The 20,589-nt window shown below is 68.4% G+C and carries 16 protein-coding genes and 1 tRNA gene; 11 read left to right on the top strand and 6 right to left on the bottom strand.

Annotated features, from left to right (window positions below; translation table 11 throughout):
- The first annotated feature begins 156 nt into the window (after positions 1-156).
- From lpdA to lysS, 5 genes are all read left to right on the top strand, one after another.
- Positions 157-1,698: a dihydrolipoyl dehydrogenase gene (gene lpdA / locus VD997_02375; GenBank protein ID HYE60816.1), complete on the top strand. Its 1,542-nt coding sequence runs from the start codon at positions 157-159 to the stop codon at positions 1,696-1,698.
- A gap of 221 nt (positions 1,699-1,919) precedes the next feature.
- Positions 1,920-2,669: a hypothetical protein gene (locus VD997_02370; GenBank protein HYE60815.1), complete on the top strand. Its 750-nt coding sequence runs from the start codon at positions 1,920-1,922 to the stop codon at positions 2,667-2,669.
- Between the two features lie 103 nt (positions 2,670-2,772).
- On the top strand, positions 2,773-4,839 hold the full coding sequence (locus VD997_02365; protein ID HYE60814.1) for a cation-translocating P-type ATPase: 2,067 nt from the start codon (positions 2,773-2,775) through the stop codon (positions 4,837-4,839).
- A gap of 105 nt (positions 4,840-4,944) precedes the next feature.
- Positions 4,945-5,391 carry an Rrf2 family transcriptional regulator gene (locus tag VD997_02360; protein ID HYE60813.1) on the top strand — a complete coding sequence of 149 codons (447 nt, stop codon included), beginning with the start codon at positions 4,945-4,947 and terminating at the stop codon, positions 5,389-5,391.
- Between the two features lie 72 nt (positions 5,392-5,463).
- A complete protein-coding gene (gene lysS, locus VD997_02355; GenBank protein HYE60812.1) occupies positions 5,464-7,035 on the top strand; it encodes a lysine--tRNA ligase in 1,572 nt (523 codons plus the stop codon).
- A 31-nt stretch (positions 7,036-7,066) separates the two neighbouring features.
- Here lysS and VD997_02350 read toward each other — a convergent pair whose 3' ends face one another.
- Positions 7,067-8,299: a prenyltransferase/squalene oxidase repeat-containing protein gene (locus VD997_02350; GenBank protein HYE60811.1), complete on the bottom strand. Its 1,233-nt coding sequence runs from the start codon at positions 8,297-8,299 to the stop codon at positions 7,067-7,069.
- 163 nt (positions 8,300-8,462) lie between these two features.
- Positions 8,463-8,846 carry an FHA domain-containing protein gene (locus VD997_02345; GenBank protein HYE60810.1) on the bottom strand — a complete coding sequence of 128 codons (384 nt, stop codon included), beginning with the start codon at positions 8,844-8,846 and terminating at the stop codon, positions 8,463-8,465.
- A 142-nt stretch (positions 8,847-8,988) separates the two neighbouring features.
- Between VD997_02345 and VD997_02340 the strand changes: the two genes are divergently transcribed.
- The gene (locus VD997_02340; GenBank protein HYE60809.1) at positions 8,989-9,174 is read left to right on the top strand and encodes a hypothetical protein; all 186 of its coding nucleotides are present in this window, start codon (positions 8,989-8,991) and stop codon (positions 9,172-9,174) included.
- Here the strand turns inward: VD997_02340 and VD997_02335 are convergent.
- The 3 genes from VD997_02335 to VD997_02325 form a co-directional block, all read right to left on the bottom strand.
- Entirely contained in the window at positions 9,171-10,376 is a 1,206-nt protein-coding gene (locus VD997_02335; protein HYE60808.1) for an FAD-dependent oxidoreductase, read from the bottom strand. The two genes, VD997_02340 and VD997_02335, sit on opposite strands and share 4 nt — an antisense overlap.
- Positions 10,377-10,483: 107 nt before the next feature.
- On the bottom strand, positions 10,484-11,359 hold the full coding sequence (locus tag VD997_02330; GenBank protein HYE60807.1) for a glycosyltransferase family 2 protein: 876 nt from the start codon (positions 11,357-11,359) through the stop codon (positions 10,484-10,486).
- 27 nt (positions 11,360-11,386) lie between these two features.
- Positions 11,387-13,003, bottom strand: coding sequence for a glycosyltransferase family 2 protein (locus VD997_02325; protein ID HYE60806.1), 1,617 nt, complete (start codon positions 13,001-13,003; stop codon positions 11,387-11,389).
- 290 nt (positions 13,004-13,293) lie between these two features.
- Here VD997_02325 and VD997_02320 point away from each other — a divergent pair, with 290 nt between their 5' ends.
- The 5 genes from VD997_02320 (at position 13,294) to VD997_02300 (ending at position 18,849) form a co-directional block, all read left to right on the top strand.
- Positions 13,294-15,567: a peptidylprolyl isomerase gene (locus VD997_02320; protein ID HYE60805.1), complete on the top strand. Its 2,274-nt coding sequence runs from the start codon at positions 13,294-13,296 to the stop codon at positions 15,565-15,567.
- Between the two features lie 180 nt (positions 15,568-15,747).
- Positions 15,748-17,631 carry an ABC transporter ATP-binding protein gene (locus tag VD997_02315; GenBank protein ID HYE60804.1) on the top strand — a complete coding sequence of 628 codons (1,884 nt, stop codon included), beginning with the start codon at positions 15,748-15,750 and terminating at the stop codon, positions 17,629-17,631.
- 162 nt (positions 17,632-17,793) lie between these two features.
- On the top strand, positions 17,794-18,132 hold the full coding sequence (locus tag VD997_02310; protein HYE60803.1) for a ClpX C4-type zinc finger protein: 339 nt from the start codon (positions 17,794-17,796) through the stop codon (positions 18,130-18,132).
- A gap of 52 nt (positions 18,133-18,184) precedes the next feature.
- Positions 18,185-18,271 (top strand) — tRNA-Ser (locus VD997_02305).
- A 146-nt stretch (positions 18,272-18,417) separates the two neighbouring features.
- A complete protein-coding gene (locus tag VD997_02300) occupies positions 18,418-18,849 on the top strand; it encodes a response regulator transcription factor (protein ID HYE60802.1) in 432 nt (143 codons plus the stop codon).
- 108 nt (positions 18,850-18,957) lie between these two features.
- Here the strand turns inward: VD997_02300 and VD997_02295 are convergent, their stop codons facing one another.
- Positions 18,958-20,544 carry an ATP-binding protein gene (locus tag VD997_02295; GenBank protein HYE60801.1) on the bottom strand — a complete coding sequence of 529 codons (1,587 nt, stop codon included), beginning with the start codon at positions 20,542-20,544 and terminating at the stop codon, positions 18,958-18,960.
- Positions 20,545-20,589: the final 45 nt, after the last annotated feature.

Here is a 20,589-nt window from a genome sequence, read left to right as displayed (position 1 = left end):
GAAGTTGGGTGCCGTGCGAGGACATAGCGACGAAGACGTCGCCATGGCACGCTTGAGACGCAATGGCACGCGGGAAGAGCCGCCGCGGAGCGGCGGGGTACCCAAGAGCTATACTCCGGCCCGCTCGGATTCCGGGCGGTTCCGGAGGCTTATCCAGTGGCTGAGCGGCACTTTGACATGGTGGTGATTGGCGGCGGTCCGGGCGGGTACATTGGGGCGATCCGGGCGGCGCAGCTGGGGTACAAGGTCGCCATCGTGGACCGGGCCAAGCTGGGCGGCGTGTGCCTCAACTGGGGCTGCATCCCATCCAAGGCGCTGCTGACCAACGCCGAGCTGATGGAGAAGCTCAGTCACGGCGAGGCCTATGGCCTGCAGATCCACGGCAAGATCAACGTGCAGTGGGACAAGGTCATCGGGCGCTCGCGCGACGTCGCGGCCAAGCTCAACAAGGGCGTTGAGTACCTGATGCGGAAGAACAAGATCGAGCACTTCGTGGCCAACGCGAAGATCATCAGTGGTCGCACGGGCGCCGGCGGCAAGTGCCGCGTGGAGATCGCCGAGTGCGAGGTGCAGGAGGAGCTGTCCAGCGCTCCGGCCAAGCCGGGCAAGGTGAAGGAGACGATCACCTGCGACAACGTGCTGATCGCGACGGGTTCGGTGGCCCGCGACCTGCCGTTCGCCAGGTTCGACGGCGACAAGATCTGGGGGGCTCGCGAGGCGATGTACAACAAGGCCCGGCCCAACAAGCTGATCATCGTGGGCAGCGGCGCCATCGGGATGGAGTTCGCGTACTTCTACAAGCAGCTGGGCACGCAGGTGACCATCGTGGAGATGCTCGACACCATCCTGCCCGTTGAGGATAAGGACGTCTCGGACGGCATGGCCAAGCTGTACAAGAAGCAGGGCTACGACATCCGCACGGGCACCACGACGACGAACATCGAGAAGACCGCCAACGGCGTGAAGGTGACGGTCGCGCCGGTGGTCAACGGCAAGGCGGACGAGGGCAAGAAGGAGACGCTGGAGGCCGACCGCGTGCTGCTGGCGATCGGCGTGGCGGCCCGCACCGACGGGCTGTTCGACGAGAAGCTGGGTCTCAAGACCGAGCGCGGCTGGATCGTGACCGACTACAAGCCGGGCGCGACCAAGGCCGAGCCGATCACGTACGCGACCAACCTGCCGGGCATCTACGCGATCGGCGACGTCATCGGGCCGCCGTGCCTCGCGCACAAGGCGATGGAAGAGGCCGTGACGTGCGTGGAGCGGATCGCGTGGAAGGACAAGAAGGCCAAGCACGAGCCCTACCCGATCGACTACTCGGTGCTGCCGGGGTGCACGTACTGCCAGCCGCAGGTGGCGAGCGTGGGCTACACCGAGCAGAAGCTGATCGCCGAGGGCAAGGTGAAGGGCAAGGACTATGAGGTGGGCAAGTACGCGTTCCAGGCGCACGGCAAGGCGATCGCCGCGGCCCACACGGACGGGTTCGTGAAGATCATCCGGGGTCTGCCGCGGGGCGAGATCCTGGGGGCGCACATTATGGGCGACGCGGCCACGGAGCTGATTGCCGAGCTGAGCCTGGCCCGCCGCCTGGAGGCGACGACCGAGGAGCTCATCGCGACGATCCACGCCCACCCGACGATGCACGAGGCGGTGCACGAGGCGGCGCTGGCGGCGGAGTCGCGGGCGCTGCACGTGTAAAGCACTAACCGCAGAGCACGCAGAGAACGCAGAGAAGAAAAACAGAGGCGGATTGGAATGGGGTGAGCGCCGGGCACGCTGTTCCAAGTGCTTTTCTCTGCGCCCTCTGCGTGCTCTGCGGTAAGTGCCTTCGCGCGAACCACCGACGGGCGTTGGCCAAAGGCTTGGTGAATCGGGGTTCAGGGTGACGCGGTGGACGGGTGGTGGTGGAACGGTGCGGTATGCACCGAGCCCTTCTGTTCGTGGCCTGCGTGCCGCTGGTGTGCCCGATCGCCGCGGCGGATGAGCCGATCTATTCAACGGGCGACCCCTTCGGCGGACCCATGGGCGTGACGGGGTTTGATGTGTGGGACGCCCAGTCGGTGGCGATCCGCTTCACGCCCGATCGCAACTGCTCGGTGAGCGAAGTCTCGCTGTGGCTGATGTGCAACACGACGGCCGGGCAGGAGATCGCGCCGACGCTGAACGTGACGCTGCGAGCGGACATGGACAATGATGGCGACGGCATCGGCCCGTCGCCCGAGCCGCTGGTGAGCTGGGTGTGTTCGGTGGCCCCAGTGCCCTGGCAGCCGGTGCGGCACGCGCTGGCGTGCGAAGAGAACTTGATGTTGGGGGCGGGGCAGAGCTACTGGATCGTCGCGGAGAGCGCGACGCCGCTGCGGCGCAACCCGGTGTGGAACTGGTCGGGTTCGGCCTCGGGGTACGTGGCCCTTCGCGGCAATGACGGGCAGTGGTCGTGCCAGGAGGGCGTGGCGGTGAGCGTCGAGGTGCGCGGGAGTTCGTGCGGGAGCGCGGACTACAACGGCGACGGCGACGCCGCGACCGACCAGGACATTGAGGCGTTCTTTGCGTGCATCGGCGGGTCGTGCTGCCAGTCGTGCGGGAGCGCGGACTTCAACGGGGATGGGGATATCGCGACCGACCAGGACATTGAGAGTTTCTTCAGGGTGATCGGGGGGCATAGCTGCTGAGGGTGCGGATAGGACTCAGAGGAGTGCAGAGGAGGCATAGGACGCCCCAGCCGGTAGAGACCACCGAGATGAAGGCATCTCGGTGGCACCCTAGCCTTCCGTGATGCAGCCGGTGCGGGCGAGCGAGGTCCATCCTCCGGTGACGTGGGCGTTCCCGCGGGCGGTGTTTACGGCGCGGTTTGAGCTGCGGGCGTCGATCGTCGCAGGCGTGCTGCTGGCGCTCGGCTACGTGCTGCACGTGTGGCTGAAGCTCGGGTGGGCCGAGGGGTTCATCTGGGCGAGCCTGGCCATCGGGATGGTGTACGGCGGTCGCGCGGCGTGGGCGTCCCTGCGCGAGAAGAAGTTCGACATCGACGTGCTCATGATCGTGGGGGCCGGCCTCGCGGCCTACATCGGCCACCCGGAGGAGGGCGCGCTGCTGCTGTTCCTCTTTGTGCTCGCGGGGGCGCTGGAGGACCTCGCGATGGAGCGCACGAAGCGCGAGGTGGAGGCTTTGCACAAGCTGATGCCCACTGAGGCCCTGGTGCTGCGGGATGGCGAGTGGGTGGAGGCGCCCGCGGAGTCGCTGGTGATCGGTGAGTCGCTGCGGGTGCGGCCGGGCGAGCGGGTGCCAGCGGACGCGGTGGTGGTGGAGGGGCAGTCGACGATCGATCAGTCGGCGATCACCGGCGAGTCGATGCCACGGGCGGTGAAGGCGGGCGACGAGCTGTACGCCGGCACGATCAACACCGACGACCCGCTCGTTGCGCGCGTGCTTCGACCTGTGAAAGAAAGCAGCCTCCAGAAGATCCTCGACCTGGTAACCCAGGCACGCGAGCAGCGCGAGCCGGTGCAGCGGACTATCGACCGGCTGAGCGAGCCGTACGCAATGGGCGTCATGGCGGTCTCGGTCGTCGTGTTTGTCGTGTGGTGGCTCGGGCTGGCGCGGGAGTGGACGGACGCCGCGTACACGGCCATCACGCTGCTGATCGTGGCGTCGCCGTGTGCGCTGGTGATCGCGACGCCGACGGCCACGCTCGCGGCGATTGCGCGGGCCGCGCGCGAGGGAGTGCTGTTCAAGGGTGGGCAGTCCATCGACCGGCTGGCCGGGCTGGCGGCGGTGGCGTTCGACAAGACGGGCACGCTGACATTCGGCCGGCCGCGCCTGTACGAGGTGCACCCGGTGGCGTGGAGCGACGGTCGCGAGCTGCTGGCGATCGCGGCCAGCCTGGAGGCGGACTCGACCCACCCAATCGCCGCAGCGGTGCGCGAGGCCGCGATGGAGCGGGGCGTGGGGACGGTGGAGATGACAGACGTCAACCACGTCACCGCACGGGGCATCGAGGGGCGGCAGGCCGACGGCGGGGCCCTGGTGCGGCTGGGGAGCTACGCGTTCACCGAGGAGGTAATCCCCGTGTGCCTGCGCAACCGCGTCAAGGAGGTGCTGACCAAAATCCAGCACCGCGGGCACGTGGCGGTCGTGGTGGCCCGTGCGGGGACCGGAGCAGGGACCGAGGAGGACCCCGGCGGAGACGCCGCCGTGCTGATCATGGCCGACCAGGTGCGCCCGGGGGCGGCGGGGCTCGTGCGCGAGCTGCACGCCCTTGGCATCAAGCCGGTGGTGATGCTGACCGGGGACAACCGTCTCACGGCGGGGCGGATTGCCGAGTCCCTGGGGCTCGACGGCTTCGAGGCCGAGCTGCTGCCGCAGGACAAGCTGGAGGCGGTTCGGAAGCTCAAGACGGGGGCGTCGGGAGGGGTGGGGGTGATCGGCGACGGCGTGAACGACGCGCCCGCGCTGGCGGCGGCGGATGTGTCGGTGGGGATCGGCACGATCGGCACCGCCGCGGCGCTGGAGAGCAGCGACATCGTGCTGCTGTCGGACAACCTGGCCGCGGTGCCGTGGGCAGTGGGGCTGGCCCGCAAGGCGCGGTCGACGGTGAAGCGGAACCTGGTATTCGCGGTGTCGGTGATCGTGCTGATGGCGGCGGCGACGCTGGTTGGTTCGTTGACTGGTCGGGTAGTGCCGCTCTCGGTAGGGGTGCTGGCCCACGAGGGCGGGACGCTGCTGGTGGTGCTGAACTCCCTTCTGCTGCTGTGGGGGAAGGGCATCACCACCGATCCGGGCGAGAAAAGCACTCCGATAACCGCAATTTGTGGAAAAACCAAGGTTTCCACTGTGACAAGCTAGGTTCTTGCGACGCCGGATTTCTGTTACTTTGGTGGGGCGTCGTGTGACTCTTCATGTTTTCTTCTTTTCATCGCCGCGCTCGGGGGGGCCCGGCCGGAGAGCGATGTGTTCTCGCAAACCACTGAATACGCGCTACGCGCGATGGCGTGCCTCGCCACTGCCCCCGGCGAGCTCGTCCCTACCACCACCCTTGCCACCAAAACCAATGTCCCTGCCAACTACCTCGCGAAGGTGCTTCAGCAGCTGGCGAGCTCGGGGCTGATCCGCGGGCGCCGGGGCGTCGGCGGCGGCTACATGCTGGCGCGCGAGGCGGGGGACATCAACCTGCTGGAGATCGTCCAGACGGTGGGTGAGCTGACGACGCACGACCGCGTCAGCCTGAGCTACGGCCCGCCAAATGATGTGGGCACGCTGCAGGACACCCTGGCGCAGGTCAAGACGATGGTGATGAAGTCGCTCGAGGGCGTGACGCTGCAGTCGCTGGTGCAGGACTCGCCCAAGGAGGGCGGCAAGCACAACAACGGGCGGCGGACGGCGGATTCGGCGCCCTGAGCCTGTTCTTGCGTTGGTTGTCGTGCGGCTGCTCGCGCCTTCGGCTGCGCGGCATGCCTAACAATGGGGCCTATGACGCAGACCTCGCAGGGCTCTGAGGGATCGCATCGGCTGGAGTCGCAACGGCGGGAGAACCGCAGCGCCATCGCGGCGCTGGGGCTGACGCCCTACGGCGTGCGCACGCCGGGGATCGTGAGCAACGGCGCCGCCAAGGCGCTGTACGACGAGGGCGCGGACCAGGAGCAGCAGACTCGCGGCAAGGAGCCGGGGTTCGTCGACCGGCGACCGGAGGCGTTAATCGCCGGGCGCGTGGTGCTGCTGCGCGACAACGGCAAGCTGGTGTGGCTGCAGCTGCGCGATGCGAGCGGGGACATGCAGGTGGCGGTCAGCCAGCGTGAGTGCAGCGAGACCGGGTTCAAGCTGGCGAAGCTGACGGACCTGGGCGACATGCTGGTGGCGCGCGGGCGTGTCATGAAGACCAAGAGCGGCGAGATCACAGTGTGGGCGAATGACCTGAGGCCCGGGGCCAAGTGCCTGGTGCCGCCGCCCGAGAAGCACGCGGGGCTCACCGACGTCGAGCTGCGGTACCGGCAGCGGTATGTGGACCTGTGGAGCAATCCCGAGACCATGAAGGTCTTTCAGATCCGCTCGCGGGTCGTGAGCGAGATGCGGCGCTACCTGGATGCGCAGGGGTACATGGAGGTGGAGACCCCGATGCTGCAGGTGCTGGCGGGCGGGGCCGCGGCGAGGCCCTTCGTCACGCACATGAACGCGCTGTCGATCAACCTGTTCATGCGGATCGCTCCGGAGCTGTACCTCAAGCGGCTGCTGGTGGGCGGCATGCCCCGCGTGTACGAGATCAACCGCAACTTCCGCAACGAGGGGCTGGACAAGCAGCACAACCCCGAGTTCACCATGCTGGAGGCGTACGAGGCTTTCGGCAACGCCGAGACAGTGATGGCGCTGACCGAGGGCGCGGTGCGGCACCTGGCGTTCTTCGTCGCGCGCGAGATGGGCGTGGACACCAGCGAGGGGCTGAGGCTTCCCTTTGGTGAATGGATGATCGACTACGGTGCGCCCTTCGACCGCGTGACGTACGCCGACCTGTTCCAGACCGCGCTGGGCTTCCCGATGACCGACGTGAAGCGGGCGCGCGAAGAAGCGGTGGGGCGGCACCTGATGGGCCCGGAGGCCGCGAGCAAGCTGGACGATGTGCTGGTGATCAACGAGCTTTTCGAGGAGTGCGCGGAGAAGTCGATCGACCCCGCGCGCCCGACGTTCATCACCGAGTACCCCTCGGCCATCTCGCCGCTCACGCGCCCCAAGCCGGACAACCCGGCGGTAGCGGAGCGCGCGGACCTGTTCATCGGGCACATGGAGGTCGCGCCGCACTACACCGAGCTGAACGACCCCGACGTGCAGGAGGCCAAGTTCCGCGAGCAGCTCAAGGGGCTGGACACCGAGAAGAGCGCGGAAGAGAACACCTTCCGCACCATGGACCACGACTTCCTGCGGGCGCTGAAGGTGGGCATGCCGCCCGCGGGCGGCATGGGCCTGGGGATCGACCGCCTCGTGATGCTGCTGACCAACCAGCGGACCATCCGCGACGTGGTGCTGTTCCCGCTGATGCGGCCTGAGGAGTGATCCTCGCCCTGTGGCTCGGCCGCGTGTGCGCTCAGGGCGTCGCCGTCTTATTCTCCGGCTCCTTCGCGGCCACTGGCGCGCCGTCCCACTTGGCCGCGGGGCGGCGGTCGGGGGCCATGATGGCGAGCATGGCCATGGCGGTGCCGTAGGCGGCGCTGCGCTCAAACACACGGTCGTTCCACGAGCCATCCTCATTCCGGACGCTGAAGAGCAGCTCGTTGATGCGGCGGTGGTACTCCTCGCGCTCAGAAGCGGGGAGCAGCTCCGCGGCGGTCGCGGCGTAGTAGTGGGCGAACATGAAGTAGTACGGGGCGACGCCGTAGGGCGGCACGTGGGTGCCGGTCTGCACGCGGCGCTGGTTGAGCCAGGACCAGTGCACGATGAAGGCGTCGCACGCGCCGCGCATGGCAGGGGTGTTGGACCGCCCGGCGAGGAAGAGCGTGGACTCGACCGAGCACATGCGGCCGGTGGCGCCGGGGACGCCGTCGGACTTGCGGGGCTCGCCGCGGGGCGTGCCGGCGTACATCACGGCGCCGGTGGCGTTCTTGCACTTCTCGAGGAACGCCAGGGCGCGGCTCACGACCTCCGGGTCCACGGTGTACCCCGCGGCCTTCGCCTCGAACAGCGCCTGCAGGGCGCGGGCGGTCATGAAGGTCGAGGGAGCGCCGGGGCGGGCGTAGTTCCACCCGCCGACCTTGGGCATCTCCAGCTTGTGCAGGGCGTCGAGGTAGAACGCCATGGCGTCCTCGATCTCCTGCTCCATGCCGGCGGGGAACGCCTCGAGCTGCTTCATGCGCGAGAACGTGGCCACGGCCTCGAGGTGGCCCCAGCTGCGGACGTCGTAGCTCTCCTTGTAGGTCTCGAGCGAGAGGTCCTTCTCGGTGCGGCTCTCGCAGATGAACTTGCAGGCCTTCTTCACCGCTTCCTGGCGCGTGGCGTCGTCCTTGTAGCCGGGGGCCTCGACCAGCGCGAGGGTGCAGATGGCGGTTCCGCCGACGCGGTAGCCCCAAGGGATCTGGCCACGCACGCGGTAGACGCCCTCGTAGGGCCACTCGGCGTTGTTGTTTCCCTGCTGCAGTTTCAGGATGACCGCGATGCCCTTGGTGATGGCGTCGGACTTCATCTCGGGCGTCACGGTCACGGGGGTGGCGTTGGGGGGGATGGTGACGCGCGGGCGCTCCGGCTGCATCATGCCGGGGCTGGCGGTCTGGGGAGCGGCGGAGCAGCCGGCGAGCAGGACGAGCAGCAGCGGGGCGTAGCGCATGGGGCACAGGCTACCAGCAATGCGGTAAAGGCGAAGGGGAAAGGCCATTATCGAGGACGAGTGCAGTAAGCCCACTCACTTCGTTCGGGGCTCGTCCCGAACGGCTGTCGCGTGAGTATGTGCTTGCCCGTTCGGAACGAGCCCGGAACGAAGTGACGGGGCCTTACCGGCGCGTCGGGCTGGCGATGGTGCTGTGGTGGCGTTCGCGGGCGCTCTTGAGGACTTCCATGGCGCTGGGGCCGTCCGCGGGGGTGGACATGGTGAACAGCAGCTTGGTGGAGCCGATCGTGATCTCGTCGTCGTCGTTGAGCACCGTCTCGCCGGTGATGACGCGATCGTTGATCCTGGTGCCGTTGGCGCTCTTCATGTCCGTCAGAACGTAGCCGTTGCGGGTCTCGTCGAATCGGACCTGGCAGTGCTTGCGGGAGGCGAGCTGGTCCTCGATCTGGAGCGCGATCGCGGGGTCGCGACCCACCACGGCCGTGCTGTGGCCCAGGGGCAGGAAAAGACCCTTCTGCTTGCCTTCGGTGATGATCAGCGCGGGCATGGTGGAACCTCCGGGCGGTCAGGATAGCGGATATGGGCGTCGGAACAAGGGCGACTTGCGCCCGCCGGATGCCGCCATGCCTGCGGGACGGCCGTAAAGTTGGGGCATTCCGCTGTACGAGTACGAAGCCGAGGACGGGACCGTGATCGAGCTGATTCGCCCGATGGCCGACGCCGACAAGCCGGTGACGGACCCTGAGGGCAAGGGGCGGAAGTTCAGCCGCAAGCACTCGGTGTTCGCGGGCGGCGGGTCGTCCTCCAGCGGCGGGCATGTGCACACGGGCAGCTGCGCGTGCGGCAAGCCGGGCGGCGGCTGCGGGCGGCCCTAAGCGCGGTCCACGCCGAAGAGGTGCGCGTCCTTGCTGGTCTTCTCAACGATCATCTCGCGAATGATGCGGGCCCCGGCCGCGGCGAGGGTGGTGCCGTTAGCGCCATAGCAGAGGCTCACGTACACGCCCTTCTTCCCGGGCACAGCCCCAATGTAGGGCAGGCCGTCGGGCGTCTCGATGAAGAACCCCGCCCAGGCGTACTCGGGCTCAGGCCGGAGCTTGGGGAAGAGGTGCCACAGGCGGGCCATGAGCGCGTTGGCCTTCTCGCCGATCAGTGCGTCGCGCTCATCGGGATCGGTGAGGGGCTCGTCGCTGCCGCCGACGATGATGCGGTTGTCGGGTGTGGTGCGGAGGTACAGGTAAGGCTTGCTGGTGGTCCAGAGCAGGGCGCGGTCCTCCCAGCCCTTGAAGGCCTCAACCGGCGTAGTGGCCACGGCGTAAGTGGAGATCAGCTTGTTGCGTGTGGGCATGCCCACGGCCTCGATGGCTTCGTAGCCGCCGGCGAGCACGACGTGCTCGGCGGTGATCTCGCCGCCACTGTCGGTGGGCAGGCGGTAGGGCGGGCCGGACTCCGGCAGGCCGACGCGGGTGTGGCCGTAGATGAGGGCGCCGTGGTCGAAGGCGTCATCTAACAGGGCATGGGTGAAGCGGTACCCGTCGATCTCCGCCGCGGCGGGGGACCACAGGGCTCCCGGGGCGGTGAAGGAGTAGCGGGCCTCGATCTCATCGCGCGTGAGCGGGGTGACCTCGAGCCCGGCCTCCCGCCGGGCGACCACCTCGCGTTCGATCATCTCGTTGGCCTTGGGGTCGTGGGCGATCAAGAGCGAGGGGCGCCGCTCGAAGCCGCAGGGGTCGAGCAGGTCCGCGGCGATCTCGGCAATGCGGTCGATCGCCTCGACGCCGACGCGGTAGCAGCGCTGGGCCTTCTCCTCGCCGATGCGGTCGGCGAGTTCGTGGAGAGGAACATCGAGGTCGTACATGAGGAGCGCGGTGCTCGCGGCCGTGGAGCCCCGACCGGGCTGGCGGCGGTCGGCGACAACAACCCTGAGGCCGGCGCGGGCGAGCTCGTACGCGGCGAGGGCGCCGGAGATGCCCGCGCCGACGACGCAGACATCGCACGCGATGTCCTTGGTGAGGGCGGGGTAACGCGGCTGGGGAGGGTCAGCCAGTGGCCAGTACGGATGCCCTGACCGCAGGTCCATGCGGCGGAAGCATGCGGGTGCGGGGAGGAGGGGGCGGTGAGTTCGGGCTGAGGCGCCGAGGAGATTGGAGCCGAGGCGGTTGGAAGAGAGGCATCAAGGCACGAGTTTCACACGGGTCGGCGAGCGCGCCATCTTCCACCAACCTGCCGCTTCACCAGGTCACGGAACGCCTTCCCGTCCACATGGCATGCCGCGGGAACTTGAGGCGGGCGGGTCCAGCAGCCGGTCCAGGCGCCGCGGGCGACCAGCCATTGGCGGCGGGGGGAGAGGCCGGCGAGGCGCACGGCCCAGGCGATGCCCGCGAGGGCGCCGATGCGTTTGGAGAAGCGGCGGCCGTGCCGGCGGGCGAGCCAGACCCAGTTGCGGGTGGCGAGGGTGAGCCAGCGGTCGCTCTTGCGGCTGGCGCCCGGGCTGTCGTGCCAGACGATCCACGTAGGGTCGAACCACACGTCGAACCCCGCGGCCAGCAGCTTGAGGGCGAGGTCGGTGTCGTTGCGGTAGAGGAAGAAGCCCTCCTCATAGCCGCCGACCGCCCGCCAGACCTCGGTGCGGATGAGGTTGCCGCAGCCCATGACGGGCCAGCGCGACTGCGGCAGCTTCTCGTGCCGCCATTCCTCTACTTGCGACACCGGGTGCTTGGGGAGGAGCGCGACCGCCCCGGTCGCGGGCTTGGTGCGGAGCATCTCCAGCGCGGCGACAAGTGCATCGGGCTCGGGCCAGGCGTCGTCGTCGAGGATGAGCAGCATGTCGCCGCGGGCGCGCTCGGCCCCGCGGTTGAAGCCGGCGACGCCAGCGTTGGTCGTGAGCGCGAGCACCTCGCATGCGGGGAACTCGGCCCGCACCATGTCGGGCGAGCCGTCGGACGAGGCGTTGTCGACGACGATGATCTGCGCGGAGTCAAACAGTCCCTGGGCGCGCAGCTCACCAAGCGTGCGGCGGAGGGCTTCGCGCCGGTTGTAGGAGAGGATGACGACCGAGAGCACGGCGTGAGACTATCCGCGCGCGGGCGTTCAGCCCACAGCCGCGGGAATCGCCTGCGGGACGACCTCCGTGGGGATGTGCTCTTCCGCCGGGACAGGCTTGAGGACCGGGCGGAATGCGGGTGCCGGCGGAAGCTGCATCGTGTGCGGGCCGCGCAGGCCGATTCCCACGGCGAGGCCGAAGCCGCGCCACGCGATGCTCGCGGCCTTGACCGCCTGCCGCATGGGACGCACGCGCCGCACCAGCAGCCCTTCGGTCGTGACCTGGATGAGGATGCGCCCGCGGAACCAGGAGGTCGGCCACCCGGTTGGAACGATCGCGACGTCGGCGGTGGGGGAGGTGAGCCCCCGCCATGCGGCCTCGACGAAGTCCTTCCACAAGTGACCCTCGAGGGCGCGGTTGCGCCACACGGAGCGCTCGGTGGGCCACTCGAACTTCACGCGGCGGAGCTCGCGCCGGAAGGCCTCGAGACCCGGGATCTTGCTCTTGAGCAGCGGGTGCACCCAGAGGTTGGGGCTGCTGATGCCCTCCTTCTGGAGCTCGGCCTTCGCGGCGTCGATCACCTGCTGGATGTCCTTGAAGGGCTTGAACCCCAGCGGCTTGACGAGGTCGCGGGGCTCGATCTTGGGGAAGTTCTTCGCCTTGGCGTCGGCGAGGCCCTTGATGTGCAGCTCGGCGAGTTCCTCCAGGCCCATCATGGCCTGGCCGACCGCCCGGGGCAGCTCGCGGAGGGCGCGCTTGAAGCGGGTCCAGTTGCCCAGCTTCATCACGTCCATGTGCGAGAAGCAGTTACGGGCGATGTAGTAGCGGCCCCACGTGACGTAGCGGCGGTTGCCTGGGGGGTGGTACGCGCGGCTCTTGGGGGCGCCCACGATCTTCAGGCCGGTCTTGGCCGTCATCTGGATGCACCAGTCGATGTCGTCGTAGTAGATGAAGTTTTCGGGGAAGAGGCCGGTGCGCTCCACGGCGGTGCGGCGGACCAGGCCCGAGCACGCGGCGAGGTAGTCGGCCTCGTTGGGGAAGCGCTTATCGGTGGGCCGGCATGGCTTGATGTAGCCGTTCTTCCGCGTGATCTTGGCGCCGGTCTCCCAGGTGTCGCCGGTGGGGATGTCGCCCAGGGCCGACCCGACGCCGCCGACCCGGGGGTGGCGGGCGAGCACCTTGACCAGCTCGCGCAGGCACTTGCGCCCGGCGCGGGCGTCGGAATCGAGCCACCAGAGGAAGTCGGGCTGCCCGAGCTCGGCCGTAAGACCTGCACCGGAGAGGACATGGGACATGCCGGCGTTGAAACCGCCCGAGCCGCCGGTGTTCTTCTCAAGCCGCACGAACTCCACCGTCAGCCCATCGGGAATAGAGATCGTAGAAAGCGGATCGGTCGATGCGTTATCAACCACGGTCAGCCACAGCTGAATGGGGCGGCCCTTGACGGGGCGGAGGTCCTGGCGGGCGACATCCTTGAGGAGGAGCACAAGGTCGCTGCGGCGGTTGAAGCAGGGGACAATGGCGGCGACTTTCCACGGACGCCCATGGGGGGTGTGGGTCGCATGCGAGCCGTTGGTGTGGATGGCGTGTGTGCCGTTCGCTCCGGCGGTGAGGGCCTCGAGGCCGACGACGGCGGGGCGGCTGCGGAGCGGGGACTGATCCATTGGTGGCGAGTATACACGCCAAACCCCCTCCCATTCGGGTGTTGCGCCGGGAATCGGCGGGCGCGGAGGGGAGAAACGGGCGGGAGACAGCACGGGACTTGCGCGCTAAGCACTGAAAGCGCATGCATTTTGGTGCGCCAAAGTCACCTGGTTCGAGTAGGATTGAGTGCGGGTGCGCCCGAGTGGGGCGGCGCCCGGAACCGCGGGTCGTGCGCCCGTGTACATGCACAAGCCGGGGGCGCGGGGCGGGCCGGAATGGCCGCCGCTGTCGCCGCCGATTGGAGTCAGGCATGCTGTCGATGATTGCGTCCCCTGGTCGGTCGATCACCGGTCTGCTCGCGCGTCTGCTGGCCACCCGAACCGGGAAGGCGCCGCAGGTGAGCGCGTTCGAGAGCCTGGAGCAGCGGAAGCTGCTGGCCAACAGCCCGCTGCCCACCATTGCGGACCTCGAGAGCCCCAATAACACGGTGGTCCGGATCGAGACCAACTACGGCGACTTCGACATCGAGCTGTTCAACAGCGCCGCGCCCATCACGGTGCAGAACTTCCTCAACTACGTCACCAGCGGGCGTTACGACGAGACATTCTTCCACCGCTCGGCCTTCAACCCCGACAACTCGCCCTTCGTCCTCCAGGGCGGCGGCTTCAAGTTCGACGACACGGCCGGGCTGTCCACCGTGCAGACCGACGCCCAGATCGTGCGCGAGCTGACCGGTCGCGAGAACAATGCACGCACGCTCGCCATGGCGCGGACGAACGCCCTGAACTCGGCCACGAGCCAGTGGTTTATCAACTACGTCGACAACGACTTCCTGAACCCCGACGCCCAGGGTAACGGCGGGTACGCGGTGTTCGGGCGGATCATCCAGGGCTGGAGCGTGGTGCAGACGATCCAGGGCTTGGCGCACCCGGACCTCACCGGTCAGGCCAAGTTCGCCGGCCCCGAGTCGACGAACTTCAGCACGGTGCCGGTCAACGCCGGGTTCAACGCAACGACGGGTGTGCGCGAGCGCGACCTCGTCACGATCGTGAACGCGGAGGTGATCAAGCCGGCGACGACCGCGGGCTTCTTCAACCAGACGCTGGTGTACCCCGAGGGCTTCCGCAGCGGCGCCAGCACCGAGAGCGTGGTGATCAGCAACGGCAATAACGTGCCGGCGAGCTACCAGATCATCGTTCACTACGAGACGGGCATCCGCGACGTGGTGGTGGCCCAGGGCACGATCGACGCCCGCAAGTCGATGACGATCCAGCTGTCGGACTTCGCGCAGGCGGGCCTGAACCTGGTGCGCAGCAACACGCCGTACTCGGTCGAAGTCCAGTCGGCCTTCGCGAGCACGGTGGTCAACCCGATCCCCGTTTCGGCCACGGCCCACCGCGTGGACTTCAACGGCGCGGTCTCGAGCGACTTCTACAACGTGCAGGCGGCGCCCAGCGGGACCAACCCGCTGCGGACCTGGGACCTGCCCCGCATCGAGCGCAACAGCAACAGCCGCGAGTTCATCACCTGGCAGAACCTGAGCGATCAGACCGGCACGGTGACGATCACCTTCCGCACCTCGACCGGGACGCAGTCCTTCACGCGGCGCGTGGAGCCCTTCCGCCGCAGCGGCATCGAGCTGGCCGACCTCAACCTGCCCGCGGGCACGCTGTCGGCCCGCGTGACCTCCACTGTTGACCTTGTGGTGAACGCCAGCGACTGGGACCTGCCGCTCAGCGGCCAGAACCCCCAGACCGCGTACACGCCGGCGTTCGGCCTCATCGGCGTTGAGGGCGGCGGCGCCACGCAGGGCGGAATCGCCTTCGTGCAGGCCAAGAACAACTTCACCAACGTGATCAGCCTGCTCAACATGGGCAGCAGCGCCGCCTCGGTGACGCTGTCCTTCTGGCCTACGGGCGCGAGCAACACCACCGCCACCACGCGGACGGTGCTGGTGCAGCCCAACAGCCGCAACGACTTCTCGGTGACGACCACGGACCTGGGCGTGGCCGACGGCACCACGTTCGCGGTCACGTACGCATCCACGGCTCCGATCGCGGCCCAGTACACGAGCTTCGACGCCGTGGGGCGCAACACGGTGACGGCGGGCAAGCGGGCCGACGGCATGACCTCTGCGTTCTCGCGGAGCATCTCGCCCAGCCTGTTCTTCGCGGGTCAGCTGAGCCCCAGCAACGCGAACCAGAGCGAGGTGATCAGCCTCTTCAACCCCTTCGCGGACCCGGACGTGAACTTTGCGTACACCGTGCGGTTCATCTTCAACGACGGCACCGTCATCGACGGCGCCTCGGGGACCCTGGGCGCCCGCGGGCGGGCCGACGTCACCACCAAGTCACTCGCGGCGGTGCTGGCCAAGATCGCGAGCAACGCGGCCTTCCAGAACTACACCATCCAGGTGTTCGGTACCGGCACCAACAGCCAGACGTCCTTCACGCAGTCTGCGGCGGGCATCGTGAGCGTCGTTCGCACGGATACCACCAACGGGCGGCAGACGATGCAGCGCGGCTACCAGTCGGGCCAGGGGCTGCCGCTGACCGATCCGGTGTTCGCGCCGAATCAGCCGTAAGTCTGGGCGAGTGGACCGGGGCACGCACTGCACGCGGCCCGGCCTCCGGCCGGGTACGCTCTGGGTTCAACGCCGCGGGCGGGGATCACAAGGGTCCCGCGCCCGCTCGGCGTGCGCCTGATGCCGCGAGTGAAGACGACATCTTCGGAGCGGGACGCGTTCTGGCAGTTCGCTCGCCGCATGCTGCGCTACCGGGCCCTGGTCCTCTGGACGCTGGCCATGGCCCTGCTGTCTGGCGGCACGCTCGCAGCGGGGATCATCGGTGCGAAGCCGGTGCTGGAGGGGATCCTTCAGGCCGACAGCCAGAAGCAGAAGGACCTGCGCGACCTCGCGACCGACTTCAACGGGGCCCTTGAGCGGGTTGAGGGGCCGCTGGGGCGGCTCACGCTGCGGGTGCCGCAGAGCACCATCGACGCCCTGCCGGAGGGGCCGTTCACGGCCTTGGCGGTTCTGATGGGGCTGCTGGCGGTGATCACCGTCGTCGGCAGCGTTGCCAACTTCCTGCACGCGTACCTCTCGCTCACGGTGGTCAACCGGACGATCACGCACATCCGGCGCGAGGCGTTCGTGGCGACCCTGCGCTCGCCGCTCAAGCGGGTGGTGGGGACGGGGACGAGCGACACCATCAGCCGCATCGTCAACGACACGGGCACGCTGATGAACGGCCTGAATGTCTTGATGAGCAAGGCCGTGCTGCAGGCGCTTAAGGGCGTGGCGGGGCTCGCGGCCGCGCTGTACTACAACTGGTTCGTGACGGTGAGCGCGGTGCTGGTGGCGCCGGCGCTGTACACGGTGATCCGCAAGCTGGGCAAGAAGATCAAACGGGCGGCGAACGCGGCCCTGCAGAGCCAGTCGGAGCTGCTGGGGAGCGCGACCGAGAGCCTGCAGGCGCTGCGGGTGGTGAAGGTGTACACCAACGAGGTGTACGAGGGCGGGCGCTTCCACCGGGCGAACAAGCAGGTCATGCGCGAGCTCAACCGCGTGCGCACAGCCCGGGCGCTGGCCAGCCCGCTGACTGAGATGCTCTCCATCTTCCTGCTGTGCGGGCTCACGCTCGCGGCCGGGTGGGTGATCATCAAGGGGATCAAGATCGACATGGGGCGGTTCGGGGGCGTGCAGGAGGTGCAGGTTGACCCCGCGGACTTCATCCTGGCGATGATCTCGCTCGCGGTGGCGGGGGCGTCTCTCAAGCCGCTGACCGGCCTGATCAACGACATCCAGGCGTCGGCGCCCGCCGCGGAGCGGCTGCGGCAGCTGATCGACGCGGAGCCGGAGCCAGGGCATGGCGGGCTCGTCGCCGGGGGCGAGAAGCTGGCCCGCCTGCCGCGGCATGCGGAGTCGGTGGAGTTTCGCGATGTGGTGCTGACGTACCCGGGGGCGAGCGCGCCCGCGGTGCGGGGCGTGTCGCTGCGGATCCCGCACGGCAAGCGCGTGGCGTTCGTGGGGCCCAACGGGTGCGGGAAGACGTCGCTGCTGAGCCTGGTGCCGCGCCTGTTCGAACCGGATGCGGGGACGGTGCTGGTGGACGGTCACGACGTGCGCGGGTTCTCGCTGCGGAGCCTGCGGTCGCAGGTGGGCGTGGTGACGCAGGAGACGGCGATTTTCGCGGGGACGATCCGCTCGAACATCGCCTATGGCCGGCTTGGGGCGAGCGAGGCGGAGATCGAGGCCGCGGCCAAGCAGGCGCACGCCCACGAGTTCATAGTGAATCTCCCCAGGGGCTACGACACCCCGGTGGCGGAGCAGGGGCTGAGCCTGTCTGGCGGTCAGCGGCAGCGGCTGGCGATCGCGCGGGCGGTGCTGCGGGACCCGGCGATCCTGATCATGGACGAGGCGACCAGCATGGTGGACGCCGAGAGCGAGGCCCAGATCGCCGCGGCGATCGCGGACTTCTCCCGCGGGCGGACGTGCCTGATCGTCGCGCACCGGCTGAGCACCGTGCTCAACTGCGACTCGATCGTGGTGATGGAGGCGGGGCAGGTGGTGGACCAGGGAACGCACGAGGACCTGATGGGGCGGTGCGAAGTGTATAGGGCGCTGGCGCAGCACCAGTTTCCCACGTAACAGGAAGCCCGACCGTGAGGAAGGGCATGGCCGCGCTTCGCGGCCATGGAGAGGCGGTGGAGTCGCGGCGCGCCGAGGTGCACCCCAGCCGCACGTATCGCCGCGAGGCGCGGCGATGCCCTCGCTGACGCTCAGGCTGCCGGTGGGTGCTTACCCTCCCGCATGCGCCGCGAGGGCACCGACGAGAACAACCTGCAGCCCGAGGACTTCCTGTGCGACTTCTGCGGGAACCACTGGACGGACACGCGCCCGATGGTGGAGGGGCACCGGGGGTCGCTCATCTGCGGCCAATGCCTGTCGATCGCGTACACGATGGTGGTGAAAAATGGGGCCGGGGAGCCCGCGCCCGAGGTGGTCACGTGCGCGCTCTGCTTGCAGCACCAGGAGACGCCGCACTGGCGCGGGTTCCGGGAGGACACGTGGGCGTGCACCAAGTGCATCCGGCAGTCCGCGGCCATCATGCAGAAGGACCCGGAATCAGGGTGGAAGAAGCCGGAGTAAACTGGTGGGCACCCAGGCACGACCGTCAGCACGGTCTTGGCACGGGCATCTGGGTGGGGTGGCAGAGTGGTCGAATGCGCCGGTCTTGAAAACCGGTATACCCGTCAGGGTATCAGGGGTTCGAATCCCCTCCCCACCGCTTGTTTCCCCTTCGGCGGGCGCTCCGGTTCTGAGGAACTGGTGAGATTGGATTCATCCCGGGACCCGCCACCTCGTACTGCCTTGAATCAACGTACGAGTATGGAATCATCTGCCAGTCCAATTCCGGAGACGGGAACGAGGTCCATGTCCGAGCAAGCGATCCGTGTGCTCTGCGTCGACGACAATGACTTTGTCGCGGAGGCGATCCGCCGCAAGCTGTCGCTCGATCCGACGTTCGAATGGGCGGGGTGGCTGCCCGAGGCGCGGGACCTGGTAAAGACCGTGAAGGAGAAGCGGGCGGACGTGGTGCTGCTCGACATCGACATGCCCGGCAAGGACTCGTTCGAGGCCCTGGCGGAGCTCGCCGGGGAATGCCCCGACGCCCGCGTCATCATGCTGAGCGGGTACGTGCGGGCCGACTACATCGACCGCGCCGTGGAAGCGGGGGCCTGGGGCTACGTCAGCAAGAACGAGAACACCGAGACGATCCTCGCGGCCATCCAGCAGGTGGCCAAGGGCGGGTTCGCGATGGGGTCGGAGGTGGAGGCGGAACTGAAGCGGCGGCGGGTGCACTGAGACGCCGATAGGAACCGCGACCGTAAGGGACGGGGGCTTTCGCCGCTGGTGCAGAACACACCCACGCCCGCCAGGCGCGGGCGTATCGCTCCCTCACGGTCGCGGTTCTTACCGCAGCCCCAGCTCGTGCGCAGCCTGGTCGAGAGCGGCGCGCACGGCGGTGGGGCGAGGCTCGCGGACGATGCGGACGCGGTCGGTGTCCGAGCCGTCGCCGCCGAGCATCAGGGCGCGGCGTTGATCGCTGCCGCGCACGAACTCCTGCACCTTATCGCGTGAGCCGGTACTGGCATCAACGACCCAGACGCTCGCGGAGCCGTCGGCGGGCGCGTCCGAAACGACAACCTCGAAGCCCAGCGACTTCAGCAGCTCGGAGGTGAAGCTGCGGAGGCGGGCGTCGGGAATCGACACCACCGCCCGCAGCGGCGGCGCATCACTCCGCCGGAGCGAGCGGGCGGCGCGCAGGTGGAGGATGAACTCGGAGCCCTGCCCCAGCTGCGTGCGGACCTCGATCGTGCCCTTGGCGCGTTGGATGATGCCGTTGACCAGCGCGAGCCCCAGGCCGGTGGAGATAGCCCGGGTCTTGGTGGTGAAGAAGGGCTCGAGGCAGCGGCGGCGGGTCTCCTCGCTCATGCCCGGGCCGTTGTCGCGCACACCGATGTCGATGGTGTCGGTCTCGGCGCCCTTGCGGGCCCAGACGGTGATCCGGCCGTGCCCGCGGGCACGCATGGCGTCGCCGGCGTTCTGCACGAGGTTGAACACGGCTTGCGTGAGCCCGTGGCGCGAGAGCAGCGCGGGCGGCAGATCCGCGCCAAAGTCGCCCTGCAGCTCGACGGACTCGGGGATGGCGTTCTCGAGCATCGGCCGCACCTCATCCCACCAGGCGCGGACGGGAGTCGCTTCCATCTCGCCCTCCTCCGGGTCCAGCGAGAGCAGGCGGAGGCCCTTGGAGAGGCGCTGAAGGTACTCGGCGCAGGTGCGGATCGCGGCAACGTCTTCCTTCAGCTCGGCGGGCACGCCGCGCGATTCGATGGACTCGAGGCGGGCCCGCACGGGCAGCAGCAGGTTGCCCATGTCGTGCCCAAGTCCGGCGGAGAGCGTGCCGATCGCGGCCATGCGCTCCGAGACGCGGAGGCGCTGGTACGACAGCTCGAGCTCCTTGTTGGCGTTCTCGAGCTGATCGACGCGGAGCTGGAGCTCGTCGCGGGCCCGCTGGAGGTCTTCCTGCGCCTTGCGGCGCTCGGCCACCTGGCCCTCCAGCTTGGCGTTGGCCTCGCGGAGCATGTCCGGGCTGGGGATGGTGAGGATCTTGGGGATGAGCGGCCAGAGCGCGACGGCGGTGCCGATCGAGAACGCGGCGGTGAGGGCCTTCACCACGCCGTCGAAGCGGTACATGGGGTAGTGCAGGGCGAGGACGTTGAAGACGTGAGTGGTGCCGCAGAGGAGGATAAAGCCACCGAAGAGGACGAACATCCACGGGAAGGCGAGGTCGCGCCGCTTGAGGACGAGGGTGATGAGGGCCACCGGTATGGAGAAGTAGGCCGCGGCGATGATGGTGTCGGAGACGAGGTGCAGCCAGACGACGCTGGGGTCGCGATTGAAGCAGATGACGCGGGCGGTGAAGTCGGAGACATCGAAGAGGCGTGCCAGAAAGGACCCGCCGCCTTCGATCGGGGCATGGAGATGGGGACTCTGCACCAAACCCTCCGATCCGAGCCGCGTCCTGCGGATGGAATCGCCGAA

The organism is Phycisphaerales bacterium, assembly GCA_035627955.1.
Taxonomy (GTDB): domain Bacteria; phylum Planctomycetota; class Phycisphaerae; order Phycisphaerales; family UBA1924; genus JAEYTB01.
This window is presented reverse-complemented; position numbering and strand designations above follow the sequence as displayed.

Coding starts and splice junctions, on each gene's coding strand:
- VD997_02365 (HYE60814.1), top strand. CDS start 2,773: ATGCAGCCGGTGCGGGCGAGCGAGGTCCATCCTCCGGTGACGTGGGCG.
- VD997_02300 (HYE60802.1), top strand. CDS start 18,418: ATGTCCGAGCAAGCGATCCGTGTGCTCTGCGTCGACGACAATGACTTT.
- VD997_02320 (HYE60805.1), top strand. CDS start 13,294: ATGCTGTCGATGATTGCGTCCCCTGGTCGGTCGATCACCGGTCTGCTC.
- VD997_02345 (HYE60810.1), bottom strand. CDS start 8,846: ATGCCCGCGCTGATCATCACCGAAGGCAAGCAGAAGGGTCTTTTCCTG.
- lysS (HYE60812.1), top strand. CDS start 5,464: ATGACGCAGACCTCGCAGGGCTCTGAGGGATCGCATCGGCTGGAGTCG.
- VD997_02370 (HYE60815.1), top strand. CDS start 1,920: ATGCACCGAGCCCTTCTGTTCGTGGCCTGCGTGCCGCTGGTGTGCCCG.
- VD997_02335 (HYE60808.1), bottom strand. CDS start 10,376: ATGGACCTGCGGTCAGGGCATCCGTACTGGCCACTGGCTGACCCTCCC.
- VD997_02310 (HYE60803.1), top strand. CDS start 17,794: ATGCGCCGCGAGGGCACCGACGAGAACAACCTGCAGCCCGAGGACTTC.
- VD997_02325 (HYE60806.1), bottom strand. CDS start 13,003: ATGGATCAGTCCCCGCTCCGCAGCCGCCCCGCCGTCGTCGGCCTCGAG.
- VD997_02315 (HYE60804.1), top strand. CDS start 15,748: ATGCTGCGCTACCGGGCCCTGGTCCTCTGGACGCTGGCCATGGCCCTG.
- VD997_02350 (HYE60811.1), bottom strand. CDS start 8,299: ATGCGCTACGCCCCGCTGCTGCTCGTCCTGCTCGCCGGCTGCTCCGCC.